This is a genomic window from Kistimonas asteriae (assembly GCF_018263925.1).
Lineage (GTDB): Bacteria > Pseudomonadota > Gammaproteobacteria > Pseudomonadales > Endozoicomonadaceae > Kistimonas > Kistimonas asteriae.
The window spans coordinates 196826-220987 of the sequence record NZ_JAEVHF010000007.1 but is presented as its reverse complement, the minus strand read 5'-3'; the positions used below and the strand labels follow the sequence as shown (position 1 = coordinate 220987).

The window sequence follows — 24162 nt, the reverse complement described above, 5'->3', positions numbered from 1 at the left end:
TCTGTTAAGCCTGCTGTCTGTCGATGATAAAACGCAGGATTATTCCAGATTAAATATGAATAGCACTGACAGAGTAGTCAGAAGGGGAATCAAAACAGGTTGAGGCTTACAACGCTGTTGTATCAATGGTGATGAATGGCCCGAGTGGATCATGCCATATATTGTTAGAGAGAACATGAACAATTACCCGGGCCATCTCGTGATTTAAGAGGTTGAGGTTGCTGTTGTGCCATAGGTTTCTAAAGAGTGGCCTTCCATTAATGGAGTTTGCTCTTTTTGTTGCTCAGGGCGCACTTCCGCTTGTTGTATCATTCTGTGATGATTGGTACGGAAAACAGCCTCGGCAAGACGCACTGACTCGCATTTCCAGGCAGTACTCTCGGGGGCAAAATTGGTTTTGGTGCGTTGATATTCAGATGTCGCCTGCTTCTCCGTATCACTTACTCCGGAATACGTCCGTACACGATTGGCTTCTGACAGACTGTGAAGCGCTGCAAGTGAAGGGGCGAGTGGCAGTAAGTTCAATAGGCAATTTCTCAGGCGTGCAGAGCCCACCTCAAGGCATTGTGTTGTAATGTCTTCTAACTGAGGAAATTGTTCTTGTAAGGAACAAACATGATCAACGATGTCGCCATAGGCAATGGTATACTGGATCTTCATAGGCTCAATACTGATCTCTGGCAGGTACGTTCTGAGTTCAGCCGCGGTTTGTTGAAGCCTTTGGTCATCTGTCTCGCTGTCTGATTGCACCGCTTTTTCAGTTGCCGGAGCCAGGGCTGTTGCATCCTCTCTACCCTCTTCTTCAGCCTCGTCTGTATGCATTAACGGGGCTGAATCAGGATCAGGCGTTGACGTACTACCTGTTACTTTTTGTTTCAGCTCGATAGTCCCTTTTTTCCAGCCTCCCAGACCTGTATGCAGATCCGTATGGATCAGTCTGGTTAGTTTTGGCAATTGCGTGAGCGTGGTGTCGAGATCGGCAATGAACGCTGTTGTTGACTCAGCGGGTTTATTGCCGCCATAGAATAAAAAGTCTTTGCTCAGGGTTTGCCCACCTGCAATAGTACTGAAGAAAATATTTGGCTGGCATGTAAAAAAGCACCTAATGAGGTGGGAGACAAATGCCTTGATCAGGCGAAATATGAACCAACACTCTGTCTGTGCCTCGGCGGGATTCAGAATGTCTTTAATGGTTTCATACAAAACTTGAGATCTTGGGTTGGCCTGTATTTCTTTATCTCGCTTATCAAATTTTTCAGGACGCATTGTGTTTCTATTAAGATCGACATTGTTATGATCTGTTCTTGTGCCGTGCTCTCTCCCCCAAGGGTTAAGGCAAACATAAAAAACATAAGCACAATCATCCCTGATATATTCCGGTTCATCATGCATGATTTGAAGCATTCTATTGATCGCGGCTTCACCAAAATATTCAGTACCATGAATGGTTGCAGTGTAAAGACAGCATTGAGTGATTTTATCTCGCTCTTTATTTGCAATTTCGACGCGATGTAATTGAAGTTTCTGACCGTTATCAGCATCGTATTCTATCGGTGTAGCGTTGACGCTGACATTAGGGTTGCCTTGTTTTATCTGCTCTGTTTTTTCATGGAACTTTTCAATGTTGCCCGTATAGGTTCCCGTGTCGTATTCCTGAATTCGATTTTCATCGATTCGATTGACTTGCCTTGATGTAAACGTTGGTACACTCCCTTGGTTCTCACCTGACGGTCTTCGAATGCCGAGTCCATATAGTGCGCGATTAAATACCTGTCTCATAAAATCCTCCAAAATAAAAAGCTATAAATGTTTCTCGCTAACAATAAGTAAGGAACAGATTGATGACGGATCAGGCTGAACGGACAGCGCATATGATAATGAGATTTTTTGGGTTCTTTGATAACACGCAAGAATAAATTGACTAACTAAATACAACCTGAGAGTTTTAAAGTGTCGGAGTCAGGGATGTTGTATTTTTAGACGTGATGTCTTTCCTCAAATTAACCTTTAAAAGAGTATGGTTATGACAACAAGAACCCTTACATTAACCGATGCGTTATATGGCTATCTGCATTCAGTTGGGTGGCGAGAGTCTGACAATTTAGTCACTCTGCGTGAAATGACTGCACAGCGCAGTGATGCAAATATGCAGATTGCACCAGAGCAGGGGCAGTTTATGGCCTTGCTGGTCCAGCTGCTAGGTGCGCGGCGAATTATCGAGATTGGTGTTTTCACGGGATACAGCACACTTTCCATGGCTGAGGTTTTGCCTGAAGACGGCTATATCCTGGCCTGTGATGTTAATCCTGAAAGCACGGGCATAGCCCGGCGTTACTGGCAGGCTGCCGGTGTTGATGGAAAAATTAACCTGCAATTGGCGCCTGCACTGGAAACCCTGAATAACGTACTGACGGATGGTGAAGCCGGCACGTTTGATATGGTGTTTATTGATGCCGATAAATCGTCCTATGACGACTACTATGAATGCTGTCTGAAGCTGTTACGTCCTGGCGGTTTGGTTATTCTCGATAACATGCTGTGGAGTGGTCGTGTCGCTGATGAGGGCGGTGATGCGGATACTGACGCACTCAAGGTGATGAATCGGAAAATTCATCAGGATGAGCGGGTGGATATGGTGCTGTTGCCGTTGGCGGACGGTGTTACATTGGCTCGCAAGCGTTAAATTCAACGTGTATGAAAACTGCCAATTTTCGTTTGGGATAGATGTTTGATGGGGTAGCAAGCAATGACGCTTTCCTGTATTCCTCATAGCAGAAAAGCGCCATTTACTCAGATAGCTATTACGCGTCGATACGTTTGTACTTGATCCGGTGCGGGCCTGCAGCATCAGCACCTAGACGGGCGACACGGTCGGCTTCATACTCGGTATAGTTACCTTCGAAGAAGGTCACCTTGGAGTCCCCTTCGTAGGCCAGGATGTGAGTAGCAACTCGGTCCAGGAACCAGCGGTCGTGGGAGATCACCATCGCACAGCCGGGGAAGGCCAGCATGGCTTCTTCCAGGGCGCGCAGGGTTTCCACGTCGAGGTCGTTGGAGGGTTCGTCCAGCAGCAGCACATTGCCGCCTTCTTTCAAGGTACAGGCCAGCTGTAGACGACCGCGCTCACCGCCGGACAGTTCACCGACACGCTTCTGCTGATCCGCACCTTTGAAGTTGAACCGGCCGATATAGGCGCGGGACGGTACTTCATAGCTGCCAATACGCAGGATATCAGAGCCTTCGGATACCAGTTCCCAGACGGTCTTCTTGTTGTCCATCTCGTCGCGCATCTGCTCAACGAAAGCGATCTGGACGGTGTCACCGGTCTCGATGCTGCCGGAATCCGGCTGCTCGCGGCCCATGATCATCTTGAACAGGGTGGACTTACCGGCGCCGTTACCCCCGATGATGCCGACAATGGCACCCTTCGGCACGCTGAAGCTCAGGTCGTCGATCAACAGGCGGTCGCCAAAGCCTTTGGTGACATTGTTGAATTCGATAACCTTGTCACCCAGGCGCGGACCGGGTGGAATGTAGATTTCGTTGGTTTCATTACGGCTCTGGAAATCCTGGGACTGCATTTCCTCGAACCGGGCCAGACGAGCCTTGCTCTTGGACTGCCGGCCCTTGGCGTTGGATCGCACCCACTCCAGTTCGTGCTCCATGGCCTTGCGGCGGGCGTCCTGTTGCTTTTGTTCCATTTCCAGGCGCTGCTCTTTCTGTTCCAGCCAGGAAGAGTAGTTGCCCTCGTAAGGGATGCCTTCGCCACGGTCCAGTTCCAGTATCCAGCCGGCGGCGTTGTCCAGGAAGTAGCGGTCGTGGGTGATGGCGACCACGGTGCCGGGGTATTCGCACAGGAACCGTTCCAGCCAGCCGACGGATTCGGCATCCAGGTGGTTGGTGGGTTCGTCCAGCAGGAGCATGTCCGGGCTGGCGAGCAGCAGGCGGCACAGGGCGACCCGGCGACGTTCACCACCGGAGAGGTTCTTCACGACCGCGTCCCATTCCGGCAGACGCAGGGCGTCGGCGGCGACATCCAGCTTGCGGTCCAGGTTGTGGGCGTCAGCGGCCTGGATGATGTTTTCCAGGCGACCCTGCTCGGCGGCCAGTTTGTCGAAATCGGCATCCGGTTCGGCATAGGCGGCGTAGACTTCCTCCAGCTTCTGCTGGGCTTCCTTCACCTCGCCCAAGGCTTCCTCGACCACTTCGCGGACGGTCTTTTCAGGATCCAGCTGCGGTTCCTGGGGCAGGTAGCCTACGTTGATGTCGGACTGGGCGCGGGCTTCACCGTCGAACTCGGTGTCAACGCCGGCCATGATGCGCAGCAGGGTGGATTTACCGGCGCCATTGAGCCCCAGTACGCCGATTTTGGCGCCGGGGAAGAAGGACAGGGAGATGTCCTTTAAAATCTGGCGCTTGGGTGGCACGACTTTGCTCACCCGGTTCATGGTGTAAACGTATTGAGCCATAGCTAGTTATCTATCGCCTTGAAAGGGGTTGCGACACCTATGGAAGGGCGTCGGAAAACAAACGGGGCATTATCCGCTACCGGCGGGCTAATGCCAAATGTCCCAAACAGCGTGCTTTTCATTGCAACCTGTATTTAATCGGTGCCTATGTCAGACATCACCTCAGAAACGGGGTTCCCGCATGGGGAGATGGTGGTGGGGCGGGCCATCATGTCGAGGACGACCCTGTGGGCGACTGCCGGGGTGTTGTCTGCCTATACCTTGTTTCTTGAAACTGTCGTCGGGTGTTCCTCGGAAGCAGCGGGGAACGTAAGGATAGTCAGCGGTGATGACATAATAGTAAGTGCCGTCGGGATAGTCTGGCGTAACGCCGGTGCGGCCATTGCACTCATCCAGGTCGCCATGGCCTTCACGATAGTCATAGTCGCGGTTATAGGTGCCGTCGTAGCGGCCGGACGGTTCGTTGCTTTTCCGGTTGCCGGTTTTCAGTTCATAGCTTGAGGTCAGTTCGTTGATGCCGCTGCGGGGATTGTCGCTGTCACGGTAGCCATAACGGGCATAGATGGGAAAACCGTCGGCGGCATAGCCGATCAACGGTGAGTGTTGGTTGGGTGAGGTTTTTTCCAGCAGCCCATGGGGCAAGCCGTGGTAGTGATAAGCGCCAGTGGGCTGGACATGGGCATTGTTATGATCCATACCCAGTTTGCCCGGTACATTCAGGGCTTCCTTTCGCCAGCCAGTCGAACGATCATTTTTCCAGTATTCCGCTGAACCCGGGTCAAACGGTACGCCATTGATGGCGACGCCAAAGGTATAGCGGCCGCTCGGTTGAATCCGTTTAGCGAGTTTGGGGTCAAGCGTGACGCGAAACTGGTAAGACTGTGCACTGATGCGGTGAGGATTTCCCCGGTTGGGAAACTGGCCATGATTGTGGTCAGGCAGACCGTTCGCTTTTGATGTAGCGATACTGGCTGTCAGTACTAATAACAACCGGGTTATTTGTCCTATCAGGTAAGTCTGGGTTAGATAGCGCGCTGTTAGTAACTAATAACAACAGAGCAAAGGACAAGTGCACAGATATTGTCTTTTTGTTGCTAAGGGGCATCTGCGTATTTCGTTCCAAAATGTACCCTCCTTGATCGAACTTTTGGAGTAAAGCCTTCTGTTTTCGGGAGAACGAATGAAATACTCTGATAATCATGTTGTCTCTATGAAACCCCTTGTTTCATGTTGGAACTTTTTATTTTAAAGATGATCTTAAAGTAACTTTGTACGGATTGACCAGACACAAGGGAGTGGCCAATGATAAGAGTTCCGGACTATAAAAACGCGTATTTTTCATGTTTAAAACCTCAATTCCCAAGAGGCAATGCTGTAACCAGACTTCCCTTTTTGCCAAGGGAGGAGGCAGATTGTCAATTTCCTGTGGCTCCCCCCCTATTAATGGACGGTAACAGTGTTGCTGATAGGGAAGTCGCCTTGGTTAAGGGGCAGGCAATTATAGGTGTTGGTATAAGAGTATCAAATGAAACAGGGAGTCTTGGGGATGAAATAAGTACGGTTAATATCATGCACGCCATTAAGATGATGGGTTTTAAAGGCTCATTTGTGGTTGTTTATATTTGCCCTTGCTGTGAGGTGGCAATCAGGGTTGATTGCTCTGCTGGTGTTAAAGATAAGTTTAAAAAGCTGTTTTTAAAGTGTGATTTTGAGAGAAGTGAAGGTGTTTTTCGCTGCTTTAATGGAGAATGCAGTGAAATGCATTTTTTTCATCTTCGTGATATGTACGAAAATAAAGAAAGGTGGCGATCGTTTTTACAAATGCAGGTCAAGTTATTTTTTACGGGAATCGCTACTCCTTATTATTCTTTGTTGGTCAAGGCTGGTGCTGTAGGTTGTCAGGTTGGTATCACTCCTTATATGTGGGATGTTAATAATCGATATTCACTGCTTCGCACGTCCTTTCTGGAAGAAGAAATGATCGATGGTTGTAATAGGAAGTTTAATGCTTATAGAGATTTAAAGGTTCCCCATAGATATGTAGGTGATAATGATTTGTTGCATAATGAAGAACCCTCGATTTTTGACGTTGCAGATTCAATGTATGAAGGGGATGTTAAAGCTGCAGCAGAGCAACAATTTCATCAGTTTCCTGATATGGAGGGAAAACAGGAAATCACAGATCTATTGTGTCTAGCAAGAGAGGGAGGTATTCGGCTGTGCGCATTATATGGGCTTCAACAAAAAGAAATTGTTAAAGATAAACTTAATATTTCTCATAGAATTTTATGTTCTGTAGCAGAGTCAGGTATAAATAAGCAAGGGAAAGATGTTTACATATTGTTGTTGAATGATTTTTGTAAAAGTATGTGCGATCAACTTGAGAATAGATTAGGCGATATCCGTGAAAAAGGTTTTACTATGCATTTGTTGCCTCTCAGGGGTTTAACGTTGCGTCGTGGAAGTATGTTGGATCAAGCGCAGGGTCGGTTTCATGTGATCCCAGTTGGTTTTTTAAGTAATCAGTTATTCAAGGGCGTGATTCAGTGTTCTACGTTGTTTTTTACTGAAGGGGCTAATTCTGTAGGGCATTGTATTCGTTATAACAAAAGCTATATCTCTGTGATTTCCCAAGATAGCTACAGGTCTCTAACCGGATTCGGATTAGAGGTTGCAGAAAAGGATATCACCCTGACGCCACTGCCACAGTCATATGACTATACGGGAAGTTCTAGAGAGACAATGGTTATGAACCTTGCTAGTCAGTGCGCGCGCGGTGATGTATCAATTTTAAATTTGAGGAACACTATCGAAGATTTGTTGTTAATGCGCAGGTGTGGGCAGGAGATAAACCGCTTAACGCTTGAATTCCATGCTAATCCTTATTCTGGAACCAATGATTATGAACATGCTGTTGCAGAGTATTTGCTAAAGGCTGTTCCTATTGTTAGAAAGCTTATGAGTGGGAGGTTCGAGTTTGTTTCATTTCTTTATCACAATTTTATGTCAGGAAATCTTTCGTTTGTTCAGACATTAAGACTGTATGTCGGAGCGCCGCTGCGAGAAGAGGAAATGCAGTCTATTTTAACTGAAATTATTAAAAAAGAATATTTAAGTGATGATAGTCAGGTAAAGCGATTTTTTAATGTGTACGCTAAACAATGCTGCAACAATGATATGATGAATGGGGTGCTGAAAGGCTTGGTAGAGGTATTAGATAACAGGCATCCTGAGCTTGATTAAGCGTTAGGTGCTCCTGAATATACCGAAGAGCCAAGATTGATTATGTCTATCAGCGCAGCATAATGAACGTGAAGTTACTGATGGGCATGACTGTGTCAGTATTCGTAAAGCATTTATGTCGCTCATGATTGTGAACATGCAATCTCACGTCAGTCCGAGACAGTAGCTACTCTCTACCCTGGGCTGGGTAAATTGTTTGATTTGCTCGTGCTAGCACGGTTCGCTTGCGTTAGAATCCCGGCTGCTTCCACCTTACATCGACACAGGGGAGATTGATGTTTACCACGGACATGACCATTGCGGAGTTCGATCCTGACCTGAAGGCGGCCATCGACGCTGAAGCAGTACGTCAGGAAGAGCACATCGAGCTCATTGCCTCTGAGAACTACACCAGCCCCCGGGTGCTGGAAGCCCAGGGCACGGTACTGACGAACAAGTACGCGGAAGGCTATCCCGGCAAGCGCTACTACGGCGGTTGCGAGCACGTGGATGTGGTGGAGCAGCTGGCGATTGATCGTGCCAAAACGCTATTTGATGCCACCTATGCCAACGTTCAGCCCCATTCAGGCTCTCAGGCTAACGCGGCTGTCTTCATGGCGCTGGTGAAACCGGGCGATAAAGTGCTGGGCATGAGCCTGGCTCACGGTGGACACCTGACCCATGGCGCCAGTGTCAGTTTCTCTGGGCGTATTTACGATGCCGTCCAGTATGGTTTGAATGCGGAAACCGGCGAGATTGATTACGATGAGGTTGAGCGGCTGGCCGTTGAGCACAAGCCGAAGATGGTCATCGCTGGTTTCTCGGCTTATTCCAAGATTGTCGATTGGCAGCGGTTCCGTGATATCGCCGATAAAGTGGGTGCTTTCCTGCTGGTGGATATGGCGCATATCGCCGGTCTGGTAGCGGCGGGTGTGTATCCGTCTCCTGTGCCGTTTGCCGATGTGGTCACCACAACGACCCACAAGACACTGGGCGGCCCACGCGGTGGCCTGATCCTCTCTGCCCGTGCTGATGAAGCGCTGCAGAAAAAACTGAATTTTGCGGTATTCCCGGAATCCCAGGGTGGCCCGCTATGTCACGTGATTGCTGCCAAGGCGGTCTGCTTCAAGGAAGCCATGAGCGATGACTTCAAGGCCTATCAGGCGCAGGTGGTCAAGAATGCTCAAGCCATGACTCGGGTGATGATGGAGCGCGGTATCAAGATTGTTTCTGACGGAACCGAGGATCATCTGTTCCTGGTGGATCTTATCGGCAAGGAATATACCGGTAAAGATGCGGAAGCGGCTCTGGGCAGCGCCAATATCACGGTGAACAAGAATGCGGTACCAAATGATCCCCGTTCACCCTTTGTCACCAGTGGCCTGCGTCTGGGTACCCCGGCGATTACCCGTCGCGGTTTCAGTGAGCAGGATGCCGCGGATCTGGCCGGTTGGATCTGCGATGTGCTCGAAAACATCAATGATGAGCAGGTGATTGCGGCCGTGAAGGAAAAAGTACAGACAATCTGTGCGCGGTTGCCGGTATACGGAAAGTAATTGTGATATTAGTAGGCCTGGAACGTGTTTCAGGCCTTTTGATCAGGCTAGGCTTTGTTTGGATGAATGACGCTAAATATGAAAACTGTTCCATTAGTTTTCATAGAGATATACCTAATTAATCAATACATGGCGCTGTTTGTAGTGATGTTAAGGCTTTCTATTAAGTGTTGATGTATAGCTAAGTGTGTAATGCTATTGGTAGCGGATAGGCGTGCTGGGTGTGTTGAAGGTAATAAAGGATTGCCTGGGTAGGCTGAGAAAGAGCTATGTGATCCATTAAATATGGTGTCTTAATTGTCATGCAATAGGTAGTAAACATCAGTAGTGTTGTAGTGCTGCTATTTTAAATCTTGTTTGGTCGATTTTTTTTAGTTGTAATATCGGTGGGATGTTATTGTCTGGCGTCGTGGCTGGGGATGCAATAGCTTACCTTTGACGTTGTTTTGGAAATAGTCAGTTTTATGTGCGGTTTAAATCTATAAGTATTCAAGATGCTATCAATTATTGTTGCCATTTTGTTTTTAAATGACAGCGCTGCTATCTGATATTGTTAGTCATGATGTCATTTTTCTTTTCAATACTTAGAGAAAGGGAATTATTGTTCAGGTAAATACATCTAAGGTTCGCTTTAGTTTATGTTTTTAGGGGGGGGGCAGTGAAATTGTTACCTTGTTGTGTGACTAGTGGCGCAAGTGTTAGTTCTCCGGTTGGAGATGAATCAGCAGAAACGCCCAGACAAATGCCTTATTGTTCTAAATGGGATTGTGATGATTGTCTTAAAAAAATAAAGGATTATGTCATCGTTGCCGTGAAAGTTTGTGCCATTATTGTCGGTTCGATTGTTGCGTTCTGTGCTGGAGCTGTTTTTGGGGTGGTGCGATACACTGCTGAGTTTATGATCAATCGATCCAAACACTATGATAAGCACCACTCACCTGAAGAAATTAATAAGAGAGACCGGTTTCGGTGTGTGGAAATTAATTACTATAAAAAAATGAAAGCTGTTGCTGAAAACGCTAGACTAGATGTGCTTGGGCCTTTGACATCAAAGGAAATAGAAGAGCTTGAGGCTGAAACTTCGTATGAAGAATTATCTGATGCTCTCGATGATATTCCTACATATCTTGACAGGCAGCTTCAAAGGATCAGGCGTATTTCTAATAATAGACTTACAAGAACGATTGATGAGAAGGTTATGGGAAAATATGAAGAAGCTGTCAGAAATTTAGGCTCGTTAGAATCTATTGCTGAAGGTGAGAAAGTAGGTGTTTATGAGTTTGAAAGAAAGTTGAATGATCTCGTGAGATGGTCTGGTACGCGTCATGTGAATATTGATTTAAGCCTTCTTTTGAAGCAGTGTGATTGCAATATTGCGGCTATTCAACACGTGAGAGACAAACACCCCTGCGCAGCATGTTGTCATTTCTGCAATCATCCTATTGTTGAGAAAATCCCTAATCCTATCCGAGGTTTTGGGTTTGGAATTGTTGCATTTATACCTTGCCTTTTGCCCTGTGGCTTTTTTTGGGGCGGAGTTAATAGTGTCCGTATGTGGGTAGCTTATGTTTGGGGCTGTGAACCACCGGAAAATAAGTTTCCATGGCGATCCCGATACCCTTTCGGTGATGGTAATACTTTATAGTCCTATCACCTATCACCTATCACCTATCACCTATCACCTATCACCTATCACCTATCACCTATCACCTATCACCTATCACCTATCACCTATCACCTATTAACTGTAGTTATGTGTTTGACTTTATAAGGTTGTTCAGTTGTTTAGGGAAGGTGCCAATAAGTCCACCCTCACCTTCGGTAATCCTTGGTATTACTGGTACTGTTTTGGGAAAAAGGGACTTATTCGCAGTTTCCTTATATCAGGAAGATGGCCATTTTGAGCGTTGAATCAACATCAATATATCCATGCCAGCCGTTGGTGTCTTTGTAATCATGCTCTCTATCACATATAGAACAGCAGTGATATAGGATTGCCGGTTCGCTATCCGTAGGGTCGATAGTCTGCAATATAACCTGTTTTTGTACGCCTGCGTTTTTTGCAGTCATCATCAGTCGCTCGCTGTTTATGTAGGGAATGTATTCGTCCAGCTTTGCGTGTAGGAGTAAAACGGCTTTTGATTCATCCTGTGCTAAAAAGTTGAGTAGGCTATTTTCTGTGTCAATGTTATAAAAAAGACATTGGCTGATGCATGGGCATGCCCGCTGACTGACGAGAGCGGTTGTCGTTGTGTACGGTGCATGCAGGATCACCTTGTTAACAGATCTGGCGTTCATTGAAGCCGCACACATTACAATGCCGGTTCCAATGGACCAGCCCATCAGGGATATCGGTAAATCTGGTAATTCGGTTTTGGCAAAGTCAATGAATGCCTGACTGGCTGGCATGAGGTCAGCACCTGACAAGATGTGGCCGGTTGAGCCGCCGTAGCCCGGGTATGTCGCAAAGAGACAGTGATATCCGACTTGGCTCCATTCAATGCCTAATCTGGCTGCAGCGACATCTGCTGTTTCATCGTTACCATGAAAATAAAGAATAATACCCATAGCTTGAATAGAGGGGGGCGGTGGGATGTGGTAGCCAATTAATTCATTCCCATTACTGTCATGAACTGTTATACGGTACTCTTTCATGGACTCCATCTCAGAAAATTTCGGTTCGGTAGGACTTGCGGAGAAACGATACTGACATGGGAAAAAAAGATAGTCTTGTAGGATTTTGAGTAAGACGATAATGGGAAATATGATGATTAACAATGGAAGGCTGATAATTAGTGTCATAATTTTAATCGTGCGAATATAAATGTTGTCTGACGCTGTAAAACGCTTGATTAAGTCGATACCTGTCATTATGAAGTTGTTTTGTACGATTTTGACAGCCCGAAAAAAACATGTACAGGGTTTACCTGCTTTTGATGGGTGTGAGTTTTCTCTATTGGTGGTTGCTGTGGGGCAGGGTTTGGGTTCGAAAGGTACGAACGCCTGATGATTGCTGCCCTCAATATCTATAAGCATGTGTTACTTTCCTGTTCTATTATCTGGAAGAGTCTTAATGTGCTCAATGCCTGACATGGTTACGGCATATTCTTTCTATGCCTGATGGTTACAATTAAAGTGCAATAAGGTTGAGTGTGTATGTCTGAAAAAGTTCATGTTGGCTATTTTAAATAGCTGACATTTTTATTTGAGTAATGATATTGCTATTATTGCGTCCTGTTATCGGTTAATAATAAGCAGGTTGTTTCTGCATAGAAGAAAAGTGCAGGCATACTTGAATGTCTTCTGGGGCACAACGATAATTTGGATGAAGATAGATATAGAGAAAATGGCAGGGCTCTTCCGGTATCAGCTCAACTTACGCCTGATGACAAAAAACCGAGTATTTGATTGTTATCCTCGGAATTAAGTTCATTGTGGTCAGAATAATAAGAAAAAATACCTCCTGCTGTATGTAAAACGGCTCGATGAAAAAACTGAGTTTTGTTCTTGTAGGGGGCAATCAGTTGCGCCGATTCCTCATAAGGAATCATGTTGTCACCGGTAGCATGTAAAATCAGGGCCTTGGTGTTATTGCGTTGTAGAAATCGTTTGAGGTTATGTTGTGTGCTGATGTGATATTGAATGAGGCAGCCTGGAATGCATTTCCCTCGGGTTTTAGCTAAGTGTATAAAGTCTCTAAAAGGTGCATCCAGAACGACTTTCTTGATGTCTCTTCTTGCTGTGAGATACATCGCAGGCACAGTGCCAATGGAGCTGCCATAGACGAAAAATGGCAGGTTGCTATTTCCATACAGCTCAACGGCTCTCTCATAAAAAGCGGTAGCGGCTAGTTTAATATCATGATCGCTGTAGATGCCACCTTCAGAGTCCCCATAACCAGGATACTCTGTAAAAATGCAGTGGAATTTTCGGTCGGTATACAGCCTTGCAAAATGGTTTGCGGCACCGGTGGCTGTCATATTATTGCTGTGAAAAAACAGTATGACGCCGGAAGGGGTGGGGTGTTCCGTTCGAAACAACCAACCTTTCAAATGTTGCTGGTCGTTTTGTATCTCAATCAGCTCATGGGAGATACGTAGTGTACCCTCGTCTAAATGAGCATTCGTTTCTCGGGATGCTGTATCGTCTGTTAACGCATAGACTTCACTGAAGCGCTGTTGCCGGGGAAAGAAAATCATATCCTGAATGCTTTTGACCATTGTGAAAGCCAGAGTGAAGGGGGAAAATGTCACTGCCATCGGCACGGTAAAACATAACAATGCCACTTTTCGCTTTTGAAGCGGCTTGCCCGGTGGTTTAGCGCAATGGCTAACCATTTTGCCAAAGGTCTCTGGTAATGAACGAATACCGGTAATCACTCCCTGAATGTAGGGGGATCTTCGCCGGACTGGATGTTCAACAACACCGCTTTCAAAGGCGATTTGTGAGTTGGAACTGCTTAATGTGTTGAGAGATTCAGCACGGGCTATAGGAGCCATCTTCATTTTCACTCCGATAGGTCAAGTTAGAACAAAAAGAAATGGAGTATGTGATGACTGAAAAGTTCGATTGTCATGGCTTTTATTGCTGACAATTCACGCAGACTTGTATCTTGTTGCTGCTAACCGTTAGTATCACATTCACACCCCCTGTAAACGGCCAACAGATCAGCACTATGCATTGCCCCTTTTGCAACGCCGATGACACCAAGGTGATTGACTCCCGACTGGTTGCCGAAGGCACCCAGGTGCGCAGGCGCCGCGAGTGTCTGACCTGTTCTGAGCGCTTTACCACCTATGAAAGTGCGGAATTGGTCATGCCCCGTATCGTCAAACAGGATGGTTCCCGGGAGCCGTTTGATGAAGAGAAACTCCGGGCCGGGCTGCTGCGTGCGCTAGAGAAACGACCAGTCAGTACGGAGCGCATTGAAGAAGCGATCAGCCGTATTGAACATCGCCTGCGCGCCACCGGCGAACGGGAAATCAATTCACGCATGGTGGGTGAAGAAGTGATGTCTGCCCTGCAGGAGCTGGATGAAGTAGCCTATATCCGGTTTGCTTCTGTTTACCGCAGGTTCCAGGATCTGACCGAGTTCCGGGAAGAGATTGATCGACTGGAAAAAGAGCCTGGCTCTCACCATCGACAGGCTGAAGAAGAGCGTTAAGGTCTTCACGCCCCAATGTTGTCGCGTCATAACCCTTGATTCTCACGGAGACCACCTCAAAGGCTGGGCTTTCCTGTGGTTGCTCCATTTAGTTTTCCCGTGAATACAGGCCGTTTCGGGACATTTTTGCACCATGCGTTTACAGCAACTCAATGCCTTCCGGGCAATTATCACTAACGGCTCTGTGACGGCCGCTGCTCAGAAACTGGCAATTACTCAGCCCGCAGTTACCCGGTTAATCCATAGCCTGGAAAGCGACCTGGGCTTTATGCTGTTTGACCGCAGCCACAAGCGCCTGGTTCCGACACCGGACGCCAGGGTGCTGTTTGAGCAGATTGATGAAATTGGCCAGCGCCTTGAGCATCTGGATGGCGCGATCCAGGCGATCCGGGACAAACCCAGTGGCAGCCTGCATGTTGCCGCCATGCCGATGCTGTCGATCAGTTTTATTCCCCACCTGCTGAATGCGTTTATTGATCAGGAATCCCTGTTAGTCACACTGCGGAATTATCGTTCGGAGCAGGTATGCAGCCATGCAGAGCTGCAATTGTGCGATGTGGGGTTTGCCATTTTGCCGGATGACCACCATCTACCCGCTTGCGTGGACCGGGTGCGGTTCTGTGGTGAGCAGGTGTGCCTGATGCCGGCCAACAGTGAGCTGTCTAACCAATCGGTGATTACCCCATCCCTGTTGGCTGGTAAACCGATGATTGGTTACGAGCACCGGGAAACACAGGCGGGTATTGATGAAACGTTTCGGGACGCTGGGGTCAGTTACCGGAAAGTGGCGGAAGCGTCATTCTCCTATGCTGTTGGCAGTATGGTTGCGGCGGGGCTGGGTTATGCCGTGGTTGATCCGTTTACCGCTATCCAGTTGGCTGAGCAGGGGGTGGATTTCAAACCGTACCGGCCATCCGTGCCTTTCCATTTTGATCTTCTGCTGCCGGTGAGTCGTCCGCTCTCCCGGTTGGGCAGGGAGTTTCTGGCGTGCTTTTTCCAGTGCATACATGAAGAAGGGATCTGTTACCGGCTGGAACTGATGCCAGAACACCTGAAGGAAATCTTCGCAGCGCTGACGAAATCGTCGTCAGCGCTGGCAGTCAGTTAGTACAAACAACGGTAGGGTTCTACTGGTCAAGGCTTACAGCATGGCGCTGATGCTCAATACAAGGGTGACGATAACCACCAGAATGGCCAACAGCGGGCACATGAATTTGAGCCAGCGGCTGTAAGATACCCGGCCAATCGCCAGACCACCCATGACCACACCGGAAGTCGGGGTAATCAGGTTGGGTAGGCCAGAGGCTGACTGGTAAGCGGTAACCACCAGTTCGCGGCTGACATTGACGAAGTCCGCCAGCGGCGCCAGAACGGGCATACTCAAAACAGCCAGACCAGAAGAGGATGGAACCAGGAAGGACAGCGCCATTTCCAGCCAGTAAACCGCATTGATAAAGGCCACCCCCGGCAGACCGCTGACCATCTGTTCTGCACCGTAAAGAATGGTGTGGGTGATGTTGCCTTGGTCCATGATCACGACAATGCCGCGGGCCAGCGCGATGATCAGTGCAACGCCCAGCAGGTCCCGTGCGCCGTTCACGAAGGTGGTGGTCAGTTCTTCTTCGCTCAGTTGCCCCACCAGGCCAATGACAATGCTGGAGACAAGGAACAGGGCGGAAATCTCGGCCATCCACCAACCGCCCACGGAAACCCCCCACATCATCACGGCAAAGCTGATGCCAAACAAGGAGAGGATCAGCTTGCGGCGACTAGTGAGTTCCACTGTCTCGGACTGGTTGCCTTCATGCCCCAGGAAATGCTTTTCGTTGGTGATTCGCTGGTCGGCCACCAGGGACTGTGAAGGATCGGCCTTGATCCGTGCGGCATAGCGCATGACATAGGTTACGCAGGCCAGCCATCCCAGTACGAGGATAAGGACGCGGGGCAGTTGTCCGTCAGTGAAGCTGACACCGGCGGCATTGGACGCGATGACGGTGGCGAATGGGTTGATGGTCGAGCCCAGGCAGCCAATACCGGCGCCAATCATGATAATCGCGACACCGGTGACGGCATCGTAACCGGCCGCGATCATGACCGGAATCAGCAGGGCATAGAACGGGATGGTTTCTTCCGACATGCCGTAGACCGTGCCTCCGGCAGCGAAAATTCCCATCAGGATCGGGATCATCCATTGTTCCCGGCCTTTAAGGCGTTCAGTAATTCGGGCAATGCCAGCGTCAATGGCGCCGGTTTGTGTGGCCACGCCCAGGAAACCACCAATGATCAAAACAAACAGGGCAACATCAATGGCGTTGGCGGAATAGGTGCTGTGGTTATAGAAACCATCAATGGGGGCCAGTACCACATCGGAAAAGCCCTGAGGGCTGGATTCCACGGTGTGATAGGTGCCGGCAATGGGCACTTCACGCCCCAGCTCTTCGTTGGTGGCCATCTGGTACTGACCGGCAGGCACTAGCCAGGTCAGTACGGCCATCACGATGGTGAGAAAAAACAGGATCGTGTAGGCAGAGGGAAATTTTAATCGGGCCATGTTCGCTCCGGTACGGATGGTCGGCGACTGTACCTCCCCTTGCGGGGAGGTGTTTTGTGTTATGTCAGGCAACAGCAGCCATGATGTCTTCGATGTTCAATCCATCGAGCCCCATGGCCTTCAGGTTGCGGCCTGTCGCCAGGTAGTCGGCGTTGTTGTAAGCATTATCAATGGTCAGGCAGGCATCGATCATGGGGGTCGCTGTACCAGTTAACCGGGCGAACTCCTTGCAGGGCACCAGCAGATAGGCGGCGTCTTCCGTGATGTAGCGGTGTTCGGCACTGTCCGGGGCGGAGTTGATCTTGCCGTGGGTTTCCGAGGTGCGGTTCACTTCGTAGACTGTCTCGCACTCCATGGCGTAGAGACTGTTCATGGCCTCCAGTTCCGGTAGCAGTTTCAGTCCCATGGCCTTACCGATCTGAATGCGTTCTTCTTCCATGACAGCGGCAGCGCGAGCGGTCGCGGTTGAGCAGCAATCCTTGTAGTAATTGAAATCACCTTTGAAGTTTTCCAGCAGCCCCATGTTCAGCGTCGTCAGAAGCGGATGGCCGCCGTAGTTGATGTTCTCCAGACCAGCGGCGATCACATTGGCCAGTGCTTTCAGGGGCAGAGGCATCACTGGCGTGAGACGAGCAATGGCTTCGCCTGTGCGGGAGGCGGGCAGTGCTGCCAGGGGCAGGTATTCCTTAATGCCCATAATGGCGACTTCAGCCGGGCCGCTGATCCGACACGCCCAGGGAATGGAAATGGCATCGACAAAGATCAGGTCTTGCTGGTAGCCCAGTTCTTTCTGGCGACGACGCAGTTCCAGTGAGCCGTAATTGCCGGGTAGCAGCACAATCATCTGATTGTCCCGCAGGTGCGGCAGCATGCTTTCGAACAGGGCGAGTTGAGCAAAGGAGGGAACGGGGAGCAAAAGAATATCGGAAAAGGCGATCGCTTCCTGAATATCCTCAGTCACTGTATGAATTGCACGAAAACCGGCAAAGCTGAGGTTAACGCCGTTGAGGGTTTCCAGGGCTCGGATGCCGCCGTGTTCACGGATGTCATCCAGTGGGCCGGTAAAGCCCGGTGCGCCATACAGGCAGGTGTCGCAACCGTGGAGGGAAAGGTGATAAGCCGCCGTCAGGCCGGCGTTGCCGGAGCCAATAATCGTAACGCGTGGAGCCGCAATAGTCATGACAAGTCTCACTCTGGAGATCATGAACCCGGTGGGTTATGAATCTTTGTTGTATCAACGGATGTGAAGACCTGGCGCCTGATCCACGTTTTGCTGGTCACGATTATTCATGATCCGGAGGGGATGGCTAATGTTCTGGTGTTATCAGTTCATAATATCTCCTTATCCAGATTGAGCGTGTGATGACAAGTTGGGTATATCGTCGTTGAGTTTGTTGCCATGACTCTTTTCAGAATGAGAGAAGTCGCCTGAGTTTGCGTTGAGCGGCTACATAACCCCCCTGGAAATACGCTAGAATCCCAATCCCGAACGATGTCTTGATCCGTTAGTATTCACTGTTGGTTACTTAACCGTATGACAAGCTTCACCCGTGAAGACCGGGGCTGGATGGCCCGTGCGTTGCAGCTGGCCCGTAAAGGGCTGTACTCCACTATGCCGAATCCGCGTGTCGGCTGCGTACTGGTGCGTGATGGTCGGCGGGTCGGTGAGGGTTGGCACGTACGAGCCGGGGATGGGCATGCAGAAGTCAATGCGCTGGCCATGGCGGGTGATAATGCCTGTGGATCAACCGCGTATGTCACCCTGGAGCCCTGCAGCCATCAAGGTCGAACACCGCCCTGTGCGCAGGCTCTGATTGATGCCGGTGTCAGCCGGGTGATTGCTGCCATGCGTGATCCTAATCCCCGGGTGGATGGAGGTGGTTTCCAGCGACTGGAACAGGCGGGAATCACAACGGCATCCGGCCTGCTTGAGGAGGAGGCGAAAGCCCTCAATCCCGGGTTTATCGCGAGAATGGTCAGTCAGCGGCCGCTGGTGCGCTGCAAGCTGGCCATGAGTCTGGATGGGCGGACGGCCATGGCGTCGGGTGAATCCCAATGGATCACCGGGCCTGATGCGCGCAGTGATGTGCAGCAGTGGCGTGCTCAATCCTGTGCGATTGTCACTGGGGTTGGTTCTATCTTGCAGGATGACTCCTCGCTGACTGTCAGGCCGGCGGAGCTGCATGTTGATGACCCTGAACTGGCTGCAGAAAAGCAGCCGCTGCGGGTCGTACTGGATTCGTCCCTGAGTATTCCGCTGACCGCAAAAATATTGCAGCAACCGGGTAAAACGCTGGTGGTTACCGCCCATCCCGACCGGGAAAAACAGAATGCGCTACAGTCTGAGGGCGTGGAAGTGGTAGAATTGCCCGCCCCGGATGGCCGGGTTGATCTGGTTGCGCTGATGACCCTGCTGGGACAGCGTGAATGCAACGAGGTATTGGTGGAAACCGGCGCCACGCTGGCAGGCAGTTTTTTACAGGCAGGCCTGCTGGATGAACTGCTGGTGTACATGGCGCCTGTGCTGATGGGCAGTGCTGCCCGCCCGCTGTTTGATCTGCCTCTGGGAAACATGAGTGACAGAATTCCGCTGACCATGACGGATGTGCGCCGAATCGGGCAGGATCTGCGTCTGATAGCTATACCGGGAGAACCCCGGTGGTGACAGTCGGCAGCTAACGCATGGCAGACTAACGCGATTGAAGTGACAGGGTAACGATGTTTACGGGAATCATTCAGGCAGTGGGCCAGGTGCGCCGGTTGGAGCGCCGCGGCGGAGATGTTCGTCTGGAAGTGGCCACCGGCAGGCTGGATCTGGCTGATGTTCAGCTAGGTGACAGTATTGCCACAAACGGTGTCTGCCTGACCGCCGTGGCGTTACCCGGAGATGGGTTCGTGGCGGATGTATCACTGGAAACCCTGGAGCGAAGCGCGTTGAAGACGCTTGGCACCGGTACGTCGGTCAACCTGGAAAAAGCCATGACGCCGACCTCCCGTTTAGGCGGCCATATTGTCAGTGGGCATGTGGATGGTGTCGGCACGGTCCGGATGATTGAGCAGTCGGCACGCTCCTGGCGTTATCGCGTAGAAGCGCCGGCGGCGATCGCTCACTATATTGCTGAGAAAGGTTCCATCACGGTTGACGGTGTCAGTCTGACTGTCAATGCGGTGGATGGTGCGTGGTTTGACCTGAATATCGTGCCCCATACGGCCCAGGAAACCACGATCCGTAACTGGCAGCCTGGTGCGCTGGTCAATCTGGAAGTCGATATTATTGCCCGTTACCTGGAGCGACTGCTGCAGGGGCGGCAAACGCCGGATGATGCCTGTGGCCTGTCCGGTGGTCAGGATGGCAAAGCCGGTCATCTGACCGAAACCTTTCTGGCCGAACACGGTTTTATGCGCTGAGGTTTTTCTGCTGTTCTCCGGGGGGCTCCTGAGGGGGCGGGAGAGTGGCCGGGGCCGAGGCCTGCAATCAACCCAGTCGGGAAAGAAGCATGCAATTGAATACCGTAGAAGAACTCATCGAGGATATCCGTCAGGGGAAAATGGTCATCCTGATGGATGATGAGGACCGGGAAAATGAGGGTGATTTGATCGTGGCCTCGGAGAAGGTTACGCCAGAAATCATCAATTTCATGGCCAAGGAAGCCCGTGGGCTGATCTGCATGACCCTGACCGGTGAGCGGTGCGATTACCTGAAGCTGAACCAGATGGTCAGCGATAACCGGGAGGCGCAGGGGACGGCCTTTACGGTATCCATTGAGGCGGCCAGCGGTGTGACGACCGGTATTTCCGCCCAGGATCGTGCCCATACGATTCGGGTGGCTATTGATGGCCATTCCCGTCCGGAAGATATCGTGCAGCCAGGTCATATTTTCCCGCTGCGCGCCATGACGGGTGGCGTGCTGAGCCGTGCCGGCCATACGGAGGCTGGCTGTGATCTGGCACGCCTGGCTGGCCTGCTGCCATCTGCAGCGATTATTGAAATCATGAAAGAAGACGGTACCATGGCCCGCCGCCCGGATCTGGAGTTGTTCGCTGAAAAGCACAACCTGAAGATTGGTACCATCGCGGACTTGATCCACTACCGGATCTTGCATGAAAAGACCATTGAGCGTCGTATCGAACAGCCGCTGAAGACCGTTTACGGTGATTTCCGCATGACGGTGTACGACGACAGCATCACTGGCCGGACCCATCTGGCGTTGACGTTGGGGCATCCGGTCAAGGAGCGGCCGACACTGGTTCGGGTGCATCAGGCAGAGACCTTCCGGGATCTGCTGGGTGCGCGTAAAGAGGACAGCAACAGCTGGCCGCTGCCCGCAGCATTGGCGCGAGTCGCTAAAGAAGGCGAAGGTGTCGTGGTGCTGCTGGATGCGGACGACTATGCCCTGCTGGGCGACAGCCTGCAGCAGTTCTTGGAGCCGGTGCGTAAAGCGAATCGCAATCAGGGTGGCGCTTACCTGACCGTGGGAACGGGCTCCCAGATCCTTCGTGATCAGGGTGTCGGGCAGATGAAACTGCTGAGTTCCCCGATGAAGTTCGGTGCGCTGTCCGGATTCGACCTGGAGATCGTCGAATATCTCCCGTGTGAGTAATAACAAATGACCGTCCTGCTAGCAGGGCGGTAGAACATGGTTACGGTGACCTGCGGCTTTGTTGCGGCGGGTTTTGCTTATTAGCGCTTATCAGCGTTTAAGGAGTCATTCATGTCCGGAATCAAGACCCTGGAAGGGACACTGACCAGCAACGACGGCAAGTATGCCCTCGTGGTTACCCGCTGGAACGCCTACGTGGTCGAAAGCCTGCTTGACGGTGCGATTGATGCACTGAAGCGCCACGGGGTTCCGGAAGCGAATATCACCGTCATTCGCTGCCCCGGCGCTTTCGAGCTGCCGCTGGTGGTGAAGAAGGTGGCCAAGCAGGGACAGTTTGATGCGGTGGTGGCACTGGGCGCGGTGATCCGCGGCGGTACCCCGCATTTTGATTTTGTAGCCGGTGAGTGCGTGAAGGGGATGGCCAATGTCATGCTGGAGCATGAAGTGCCCGTTTCCTTCGGCGTGCTGACTGTCGATACCATTGAACAGGCGATTGAACGGGCCGGTACCAAGATGGGTAACAAGGGCGAGGAAGCCGCCATGGCCGCGTTCGAGATGGTCAGCCTGTTGAAGCATCTGGAGTTGTAATTTGAGCGATCAACCCAAGGCCGGCAAGGGCCGTCCGCAGCTGCGCCGCAAGGCGCGGGAAATGGCCCTGCAGGCGTTGTACCAGTGGCAGATGGCCGGTGAGTCCGTCACTGAGATTGAAGTCCAGTTCCGCGCGAACAATGATATGTCCAAAGTGGACGATGGGTATTTCCGTGAGCTGCTGCAGGGTATTGCCCGCAGCGCCAGCCAGATTGATACCTCCATCGCACCGCTGCTGGACCGTTCACTGGAACAGCTGGACCCCGTGGAGCGTGCTGCGCTGCGTATCGGCTGCTATGAGCTGATGGAACGTCACGATGTCCCTTACCGGGTGGTCATCAATGAAGGGATTGAGCTGGCCAAGCGGTTTGGTGGTCAGGATTCCCACAAGTACATCAACGGTATTCTGGACAAGCTGGCGCCACGCCTGCGTGCCGCAGAAGTGAAGGAATTCCGTAACCGCAACGCACGCTGATCCAGGCAGGATGCCATGAACGAGTTTGACCTGATTGCCCGCTACTTTAACCAGCCAGCGTTGACCGGCCAGCCCGGCTGCGAAGGCTGTGTGGTCGTAGGCATTGGCGATGACTGCGCCGTGGTGTCTGTGCCGGATGGATGGCAGCTGGTGCAGAGTATTGACACCCTCGTTGAGGGTGTCCACTTCCCTGCCGGTATTGATCCGGTTCTGCTGGGCTGGCGGGCACTGGCTGTCAGTGTCAGCGACCTGGCGGCCATGGGCGCCAGACCCCACAGTTTTTTCCTTGCGCTGACGTTGCCCAAAGTCGATACGGATTGGCTGGCGGGATTTTCTCAGGGTATGGCTGATCTTGCTGCACGCTGTGGTATTCCGCTTGTGGGTGGCGATACGACGCGTGGCTCAATGGCGATCTCCCTCCATGTTCAGGGCGTTGTATCTGCCGATAGCGCATTGAAACGCAATGGCGCCCGCCCCGGTGATACGGTTTATGTCAGCGGTACTCTGGGTGATGCAGGAGGCGCCTTGCCTCTGGTACTTCAGGGAGCAGGTATCGGAGATGGTAAGAATGCCAGTGAAACGGCGTTGCTGGCGCGTTATTATCGACCGCAACCGCGTTTGATGCTTGGGCAGTGGTTGGTTGAGAAGGGTGCTACGGCGGCGATTGATATATCGGATGGCTTGCTGGGTGACCTTAGCCATATTTTGCGAGCCAGTGGGTGCGGCGCGACGCTGAATTCAGATGCCCTGCCACTGTCTGACGCGCTGCGCGCTGTTTATTCTGAAGATCAGGCTCGTTCTCTGGCGCTGACAGCAGGGGATGATTATGAACTCTGCTTCACTGCCCCGGCGTCTGCCATTACCGAAAGTGAATCGCCGATACCGATTGTGGCCATTGGAACCATTGTGGAACAATCCGGTATTCGTCTTGATGGTCAGTTCGTTGACTCGTCGGACGGCGGATTCCGGCATTTTTCCTGAATATCACTGTCTTCATGACGCGTAGAAGAAAGGAGTAAACCCCGCCTTGTCTATTCCTGTAAGGCTTTCCAATCCTGTCCATTTCCTGGCTTTTGGTTTCGGCTCTGGTCTGGCACCCAAAGCGCCGGGTACTTTTGGGACGCTGGCTGCAATTCCTCTGTACCTGCTGTTATCCCAGTTGTCTTTGCCAGTGTATGTTGTGGTTCTGGTACTGGCTTCGCTGCTGGGTATCTGGCTGTGCGGTAAAACCGCGAAAGACCTGGGGGTGCATGATCATCCCGGTATTGTCTGGGATGAGTTCTGTGGTTATTGGCTGACAATGCTGGCGGCCCCGACAGGCTGGCTCTGGATCATTGTAGGGTTCATCCTGTTTCGTCTTTTTGATATCTGGAAACCCTGGCCCATCTCCCTGGCAGACAAGCGGGTACCCGGTGGCATAGGGATTATGGTGGATGACCTGATCGCTGGGTTATATGCTTTGATAGTAATGCAGGTGATTGTTTTCGTAATGACGTGATAGTGCATACTATTCTTTATCTTTATAAAAACGCGTTA

The 24162-nt window shown here is 50.9% G+C and carries 20 protein-coding genes; 13 read left to right on the top strand and 7 right to left on the bottom strand.

The window, feature by feature from the left end; all coding sequences use genetic code 11:
- Positions 1 to 204 precede the first annotated feature (204 nt).
- Positions 205 to 1779, bottom strand: coding sequence for a DUF2817 domain-containing protein (locus tag KHS78_RS10370; protein ID WP_211828071.1), 1575 nt, complete (start codon positions 1777 to 1779; stop codon positions 205 to 207).
- Positions 1780 to 2023: 244 nt separating this feature from the next.
- On the opposite strand from KHS78_RS10370, the gene KHS78_RS10365 reads away from it, so the two are divergent.
- Entirely contained in the window at positions 2024 to 2683 is a 660-nt protein-coding gene (locus tag KHS78_RS10365; RefSeq protein ID WP_211828069.1) for a class I SAM-dependent methyltransferase, read from the top strand.
- A gap of 118 nt (positions 2684 to 2801) precedes the next feature.
- On the opposite strand, the gene ettA is transcribed toward KHS78_RS10365, so the two are convergent.
- The gene (gene ettA / locus KHS78_RS10360; RefSeq protein ID WP_211828067.1) at positions 2802 to 4469 is read right to left on the bottom strand and encodes an energy-dependent translational throttle protein EttA; all 1668 of its coding nucleotides are present in this window, start codon (positions 4467 to 4469) and stop codon (positions 2802 to 2804) included.
- Between the two features lie 162 nt (positions 4470 to 4631).
- Positions 4632 to 5459 carry a YHYH protein gene (locus tag KHS78_RS10355; protein ID WP_211828065.1) on the bottom strand — a complete coding sequence of 276 codons (828 nt, stop codon included), beginning with the start codon at positions 5457 to 5459 and terminating at the stop codon, positions 4632 to 4634.
- A gap of 312 nt (positions 5460 to 5771) precedes the next feature.
- Here KHS78_RS10355 and KHS78_RS10350 point away from each other — a divergent pair, with 312 nt between their 5' ends.
- The 3 genes from KHS78_RS10350 (at position 5772) to KHS78_RS10340 (ending at position 10892) form a co-directional block, all read left to right on the top strand.
- On the top strand, positions 5772 to 7712 hold the full coding sequence (locus tag KHS78_RS10350) for a hypothetical protein (protein ID WP_211828063.1): 1941 nt from the start codon (positions 5772 to 5774) through the stop codon (positions 7710 to 7712).
- Between the two features lie 275 nt (positions 7713 to 7987).
- A complete protein-coding gene (gene glyA / locus KHS78_RS10345; RefSeq protein WP_211828061.1) occupies positions 7988 to 9247 on the top strand; it encodes a serine hydroxymethyltransferase in 1260 nt (419 codons plus the stop codon).
- 658 nt (positions 9248 to 9905) lie between these two features.
- Positions 9906 to 10892, top strand: a complete 987-nt coding sequence (locus tag KHS78_RS10340; protein WP_211828059.1) for a hypothetical protein — start codon at positions 9906 to 9908, stop codon at positions 10890 to 10892.
- A gap of 233 nt (positions 10893 to 11125) precedes the next feature.
- Here the strand turns inward: KHS78_RS10340 and KHS78_RS10335 are convergent, their stop codons facing one another.
- The gene (locus KHS78_RS10335; protein ID WP_211828057.1) at positions 11126 to 12283 is read right to left on the bottom strand and encodes an alpha/beta hydrolase; all 1158 of its coding nucleotides are present in this window, start codon (positions 12281 to 12283) and stop codon (positions 11126 to 11128) included.
- A gap of 335 nt (positions 12284 to 12618) precedes the next feature.
- The gene (locus tag KHS78_RS10330; protein WP_211828055.1) at positions 12619 to 13752 is read right to left on the bottom strand and encodes an alpha/beta hydrolase; all 1134 of its coding nucleotides are present in this window, start codon (positions 13750 to 13752) and stop codon (positions 12619 to 12621) included.
- A gap of 170 nt (positions 13753 to 13922) precedes the next feature.
- Here KHS78_RS10330 and nrdR point away from each other — a divergent pair, with 170 nt between their 5' ends.
- Both nrdR and KHS78_RS10320 read left to right on the top strand, forming a co-directional pair.
- Positions 13923 to 14411, top strand: coding sequence for a transcriptional regulator NrdR (nrdR, locus tag KHS78_RS10325; RefSeq protein WP_211828053.1), 489 nt, complete (start codon positions 13923 to 13925; stop codon positions 14409 to 14411).
- A 133-nt stretch (positions 14412 to 14544) separates the two neighbouring features.
- On the top strand, positions 14545 to 15519 hold the full coding sequence (locus tag KHS78_RS10320; protein ID WP_211828051.1) for a LysR substrate-binding domain-containing protein: 975 nt from the start codon (positions 14545 to 14547) through the stop codon (positions 15517 to 15519).
- Between the two features lie 33 nt (positions 15520 to 15552).
- Here the strand turns inward: KHS78_RS10320 and KHS78_RS10315 are convergent, their stop codons facing one another.
- Complete coding sequence (locus tag KHS78_RS10315; protein ID WP_211828049.1) at positions 15553 to 16962, bottom strand: YfcC family protein; 1410 nt, start codon at positions 16960 to 16962, stop codon at positions 15553 to 15555.
- 64 nt (positions 16963 to 17026) lie between these two features.
- Positions 17027 to 18142 (bottom strand): NAD/NADP-dependent octopine/nopaline dehydrogenase family protein, encoded by a 1116-nt coding sequence (locus tag KHS78_RS10310; protein WP_211828047.1) that lies wholly within the window; start codon positions 18140 to 18142, stop codon positions 17027 to 17029.
- A gap of 354 nt (positions 18143 to 18496) precedes the next feature.
- Between KHS78_RS10310 and ribD the strand changes: the two genes are divergently transcribed.
- From ribD to KHS78_RS10275, 7 genes are all read left to right on the top strand, one after another.
- Positions 18497 to 19627 carry a bifunctional diaminohydroxyphosphoribosylaminopyrimidine deaminase/5-amino-6-(5-phosphoribosylamino)uracil reductase RibD gene (gene ribD, locus KHS78_RS10305; protein WP_211828045.1) on the top strand — a complete coding sequence of 377 codons (1131 nt, stop codon included), beginning with the start codon at positions 18497 to 18499 and terminating at the stop codon, positions 19625 to 19627.
- Positions 19628 to 19680: 53 nt separating this feature from the next.
- Positions 19681 to 20370: a riboflavin synthase gene (locus KHS78_RS10300; RefSeq protein ID WP_211828043.1), complete on the top strand. Its 690-nt coding sequence runs from the start codon at positions 19681 to 19683 to the stop codon at positions 20368 to 20370.
- Positions 20371 to 20459: 89 nt separating this feature from the next.
- Complete coding sequence (gene ribBA, locus KHS78_RS10295) at positions 20460 to 21563, top strand: bifunctional 3,4-dihydroxy-2-butanone-4-phosphate synthase/GTP cyclohydrolase II (protein WP_211828041.1); 1104 nt, start codon at positions 20460 to 20462, stop codon at positions 21561 to 21563.
- 111 nt (positions 21564 to 21674) lie between these two features.
- Positions 21675 to 22151 carry a 6,7-dimethyl-8-ribityllumazine synthase gene (ribH, locus tag KHS78_RS10290; protein WP_211828033.1) on the top strand — a complete coding sequence of 159 codons (477 nt, stop codon included), beginning with the start codon at positions 21675 to 21677 and terminating at the stop codon, positions 22149 to 22151.
- Between the two features lies 1 nt (position 22152).
- Complete coding sequence (gene nusB / locus KHS78_RS10285) at positions 22153 to 22626, top strand: transcription antitermination factor NusB (protein WP_211828030.1); 474 nt, start codon at positions 22153 to 22155, stop codon at positions 22624 to 22626.
- A 15-nt stretch (positions 22627 to 22641) separates the two neighbouring features.
- Positions 22642 to 23607, top strand: coding sequence for a thiamine-phosphate kinase (gene thiL / locus KHS78_RS10280; RefSeq protein ID WP_211828028.1), 966 nt, complete (start codon positions 22642 to 22644; stop codon positions 23605 to 23607).
- A gap of 46 nt (positions 23608 to 23653) precedes the next feature.
- Entirely contained in the window at positions 23654 to 24124 is a 471-nt protein-coding gene (locus tag KHS78_RS10275) for a phosphatidylglycerophosphatase A family protein (protein WP_211828026.1), read from the top strand.
- Positions 24125 to 24162: the final 38 nt, after the last annotated feature.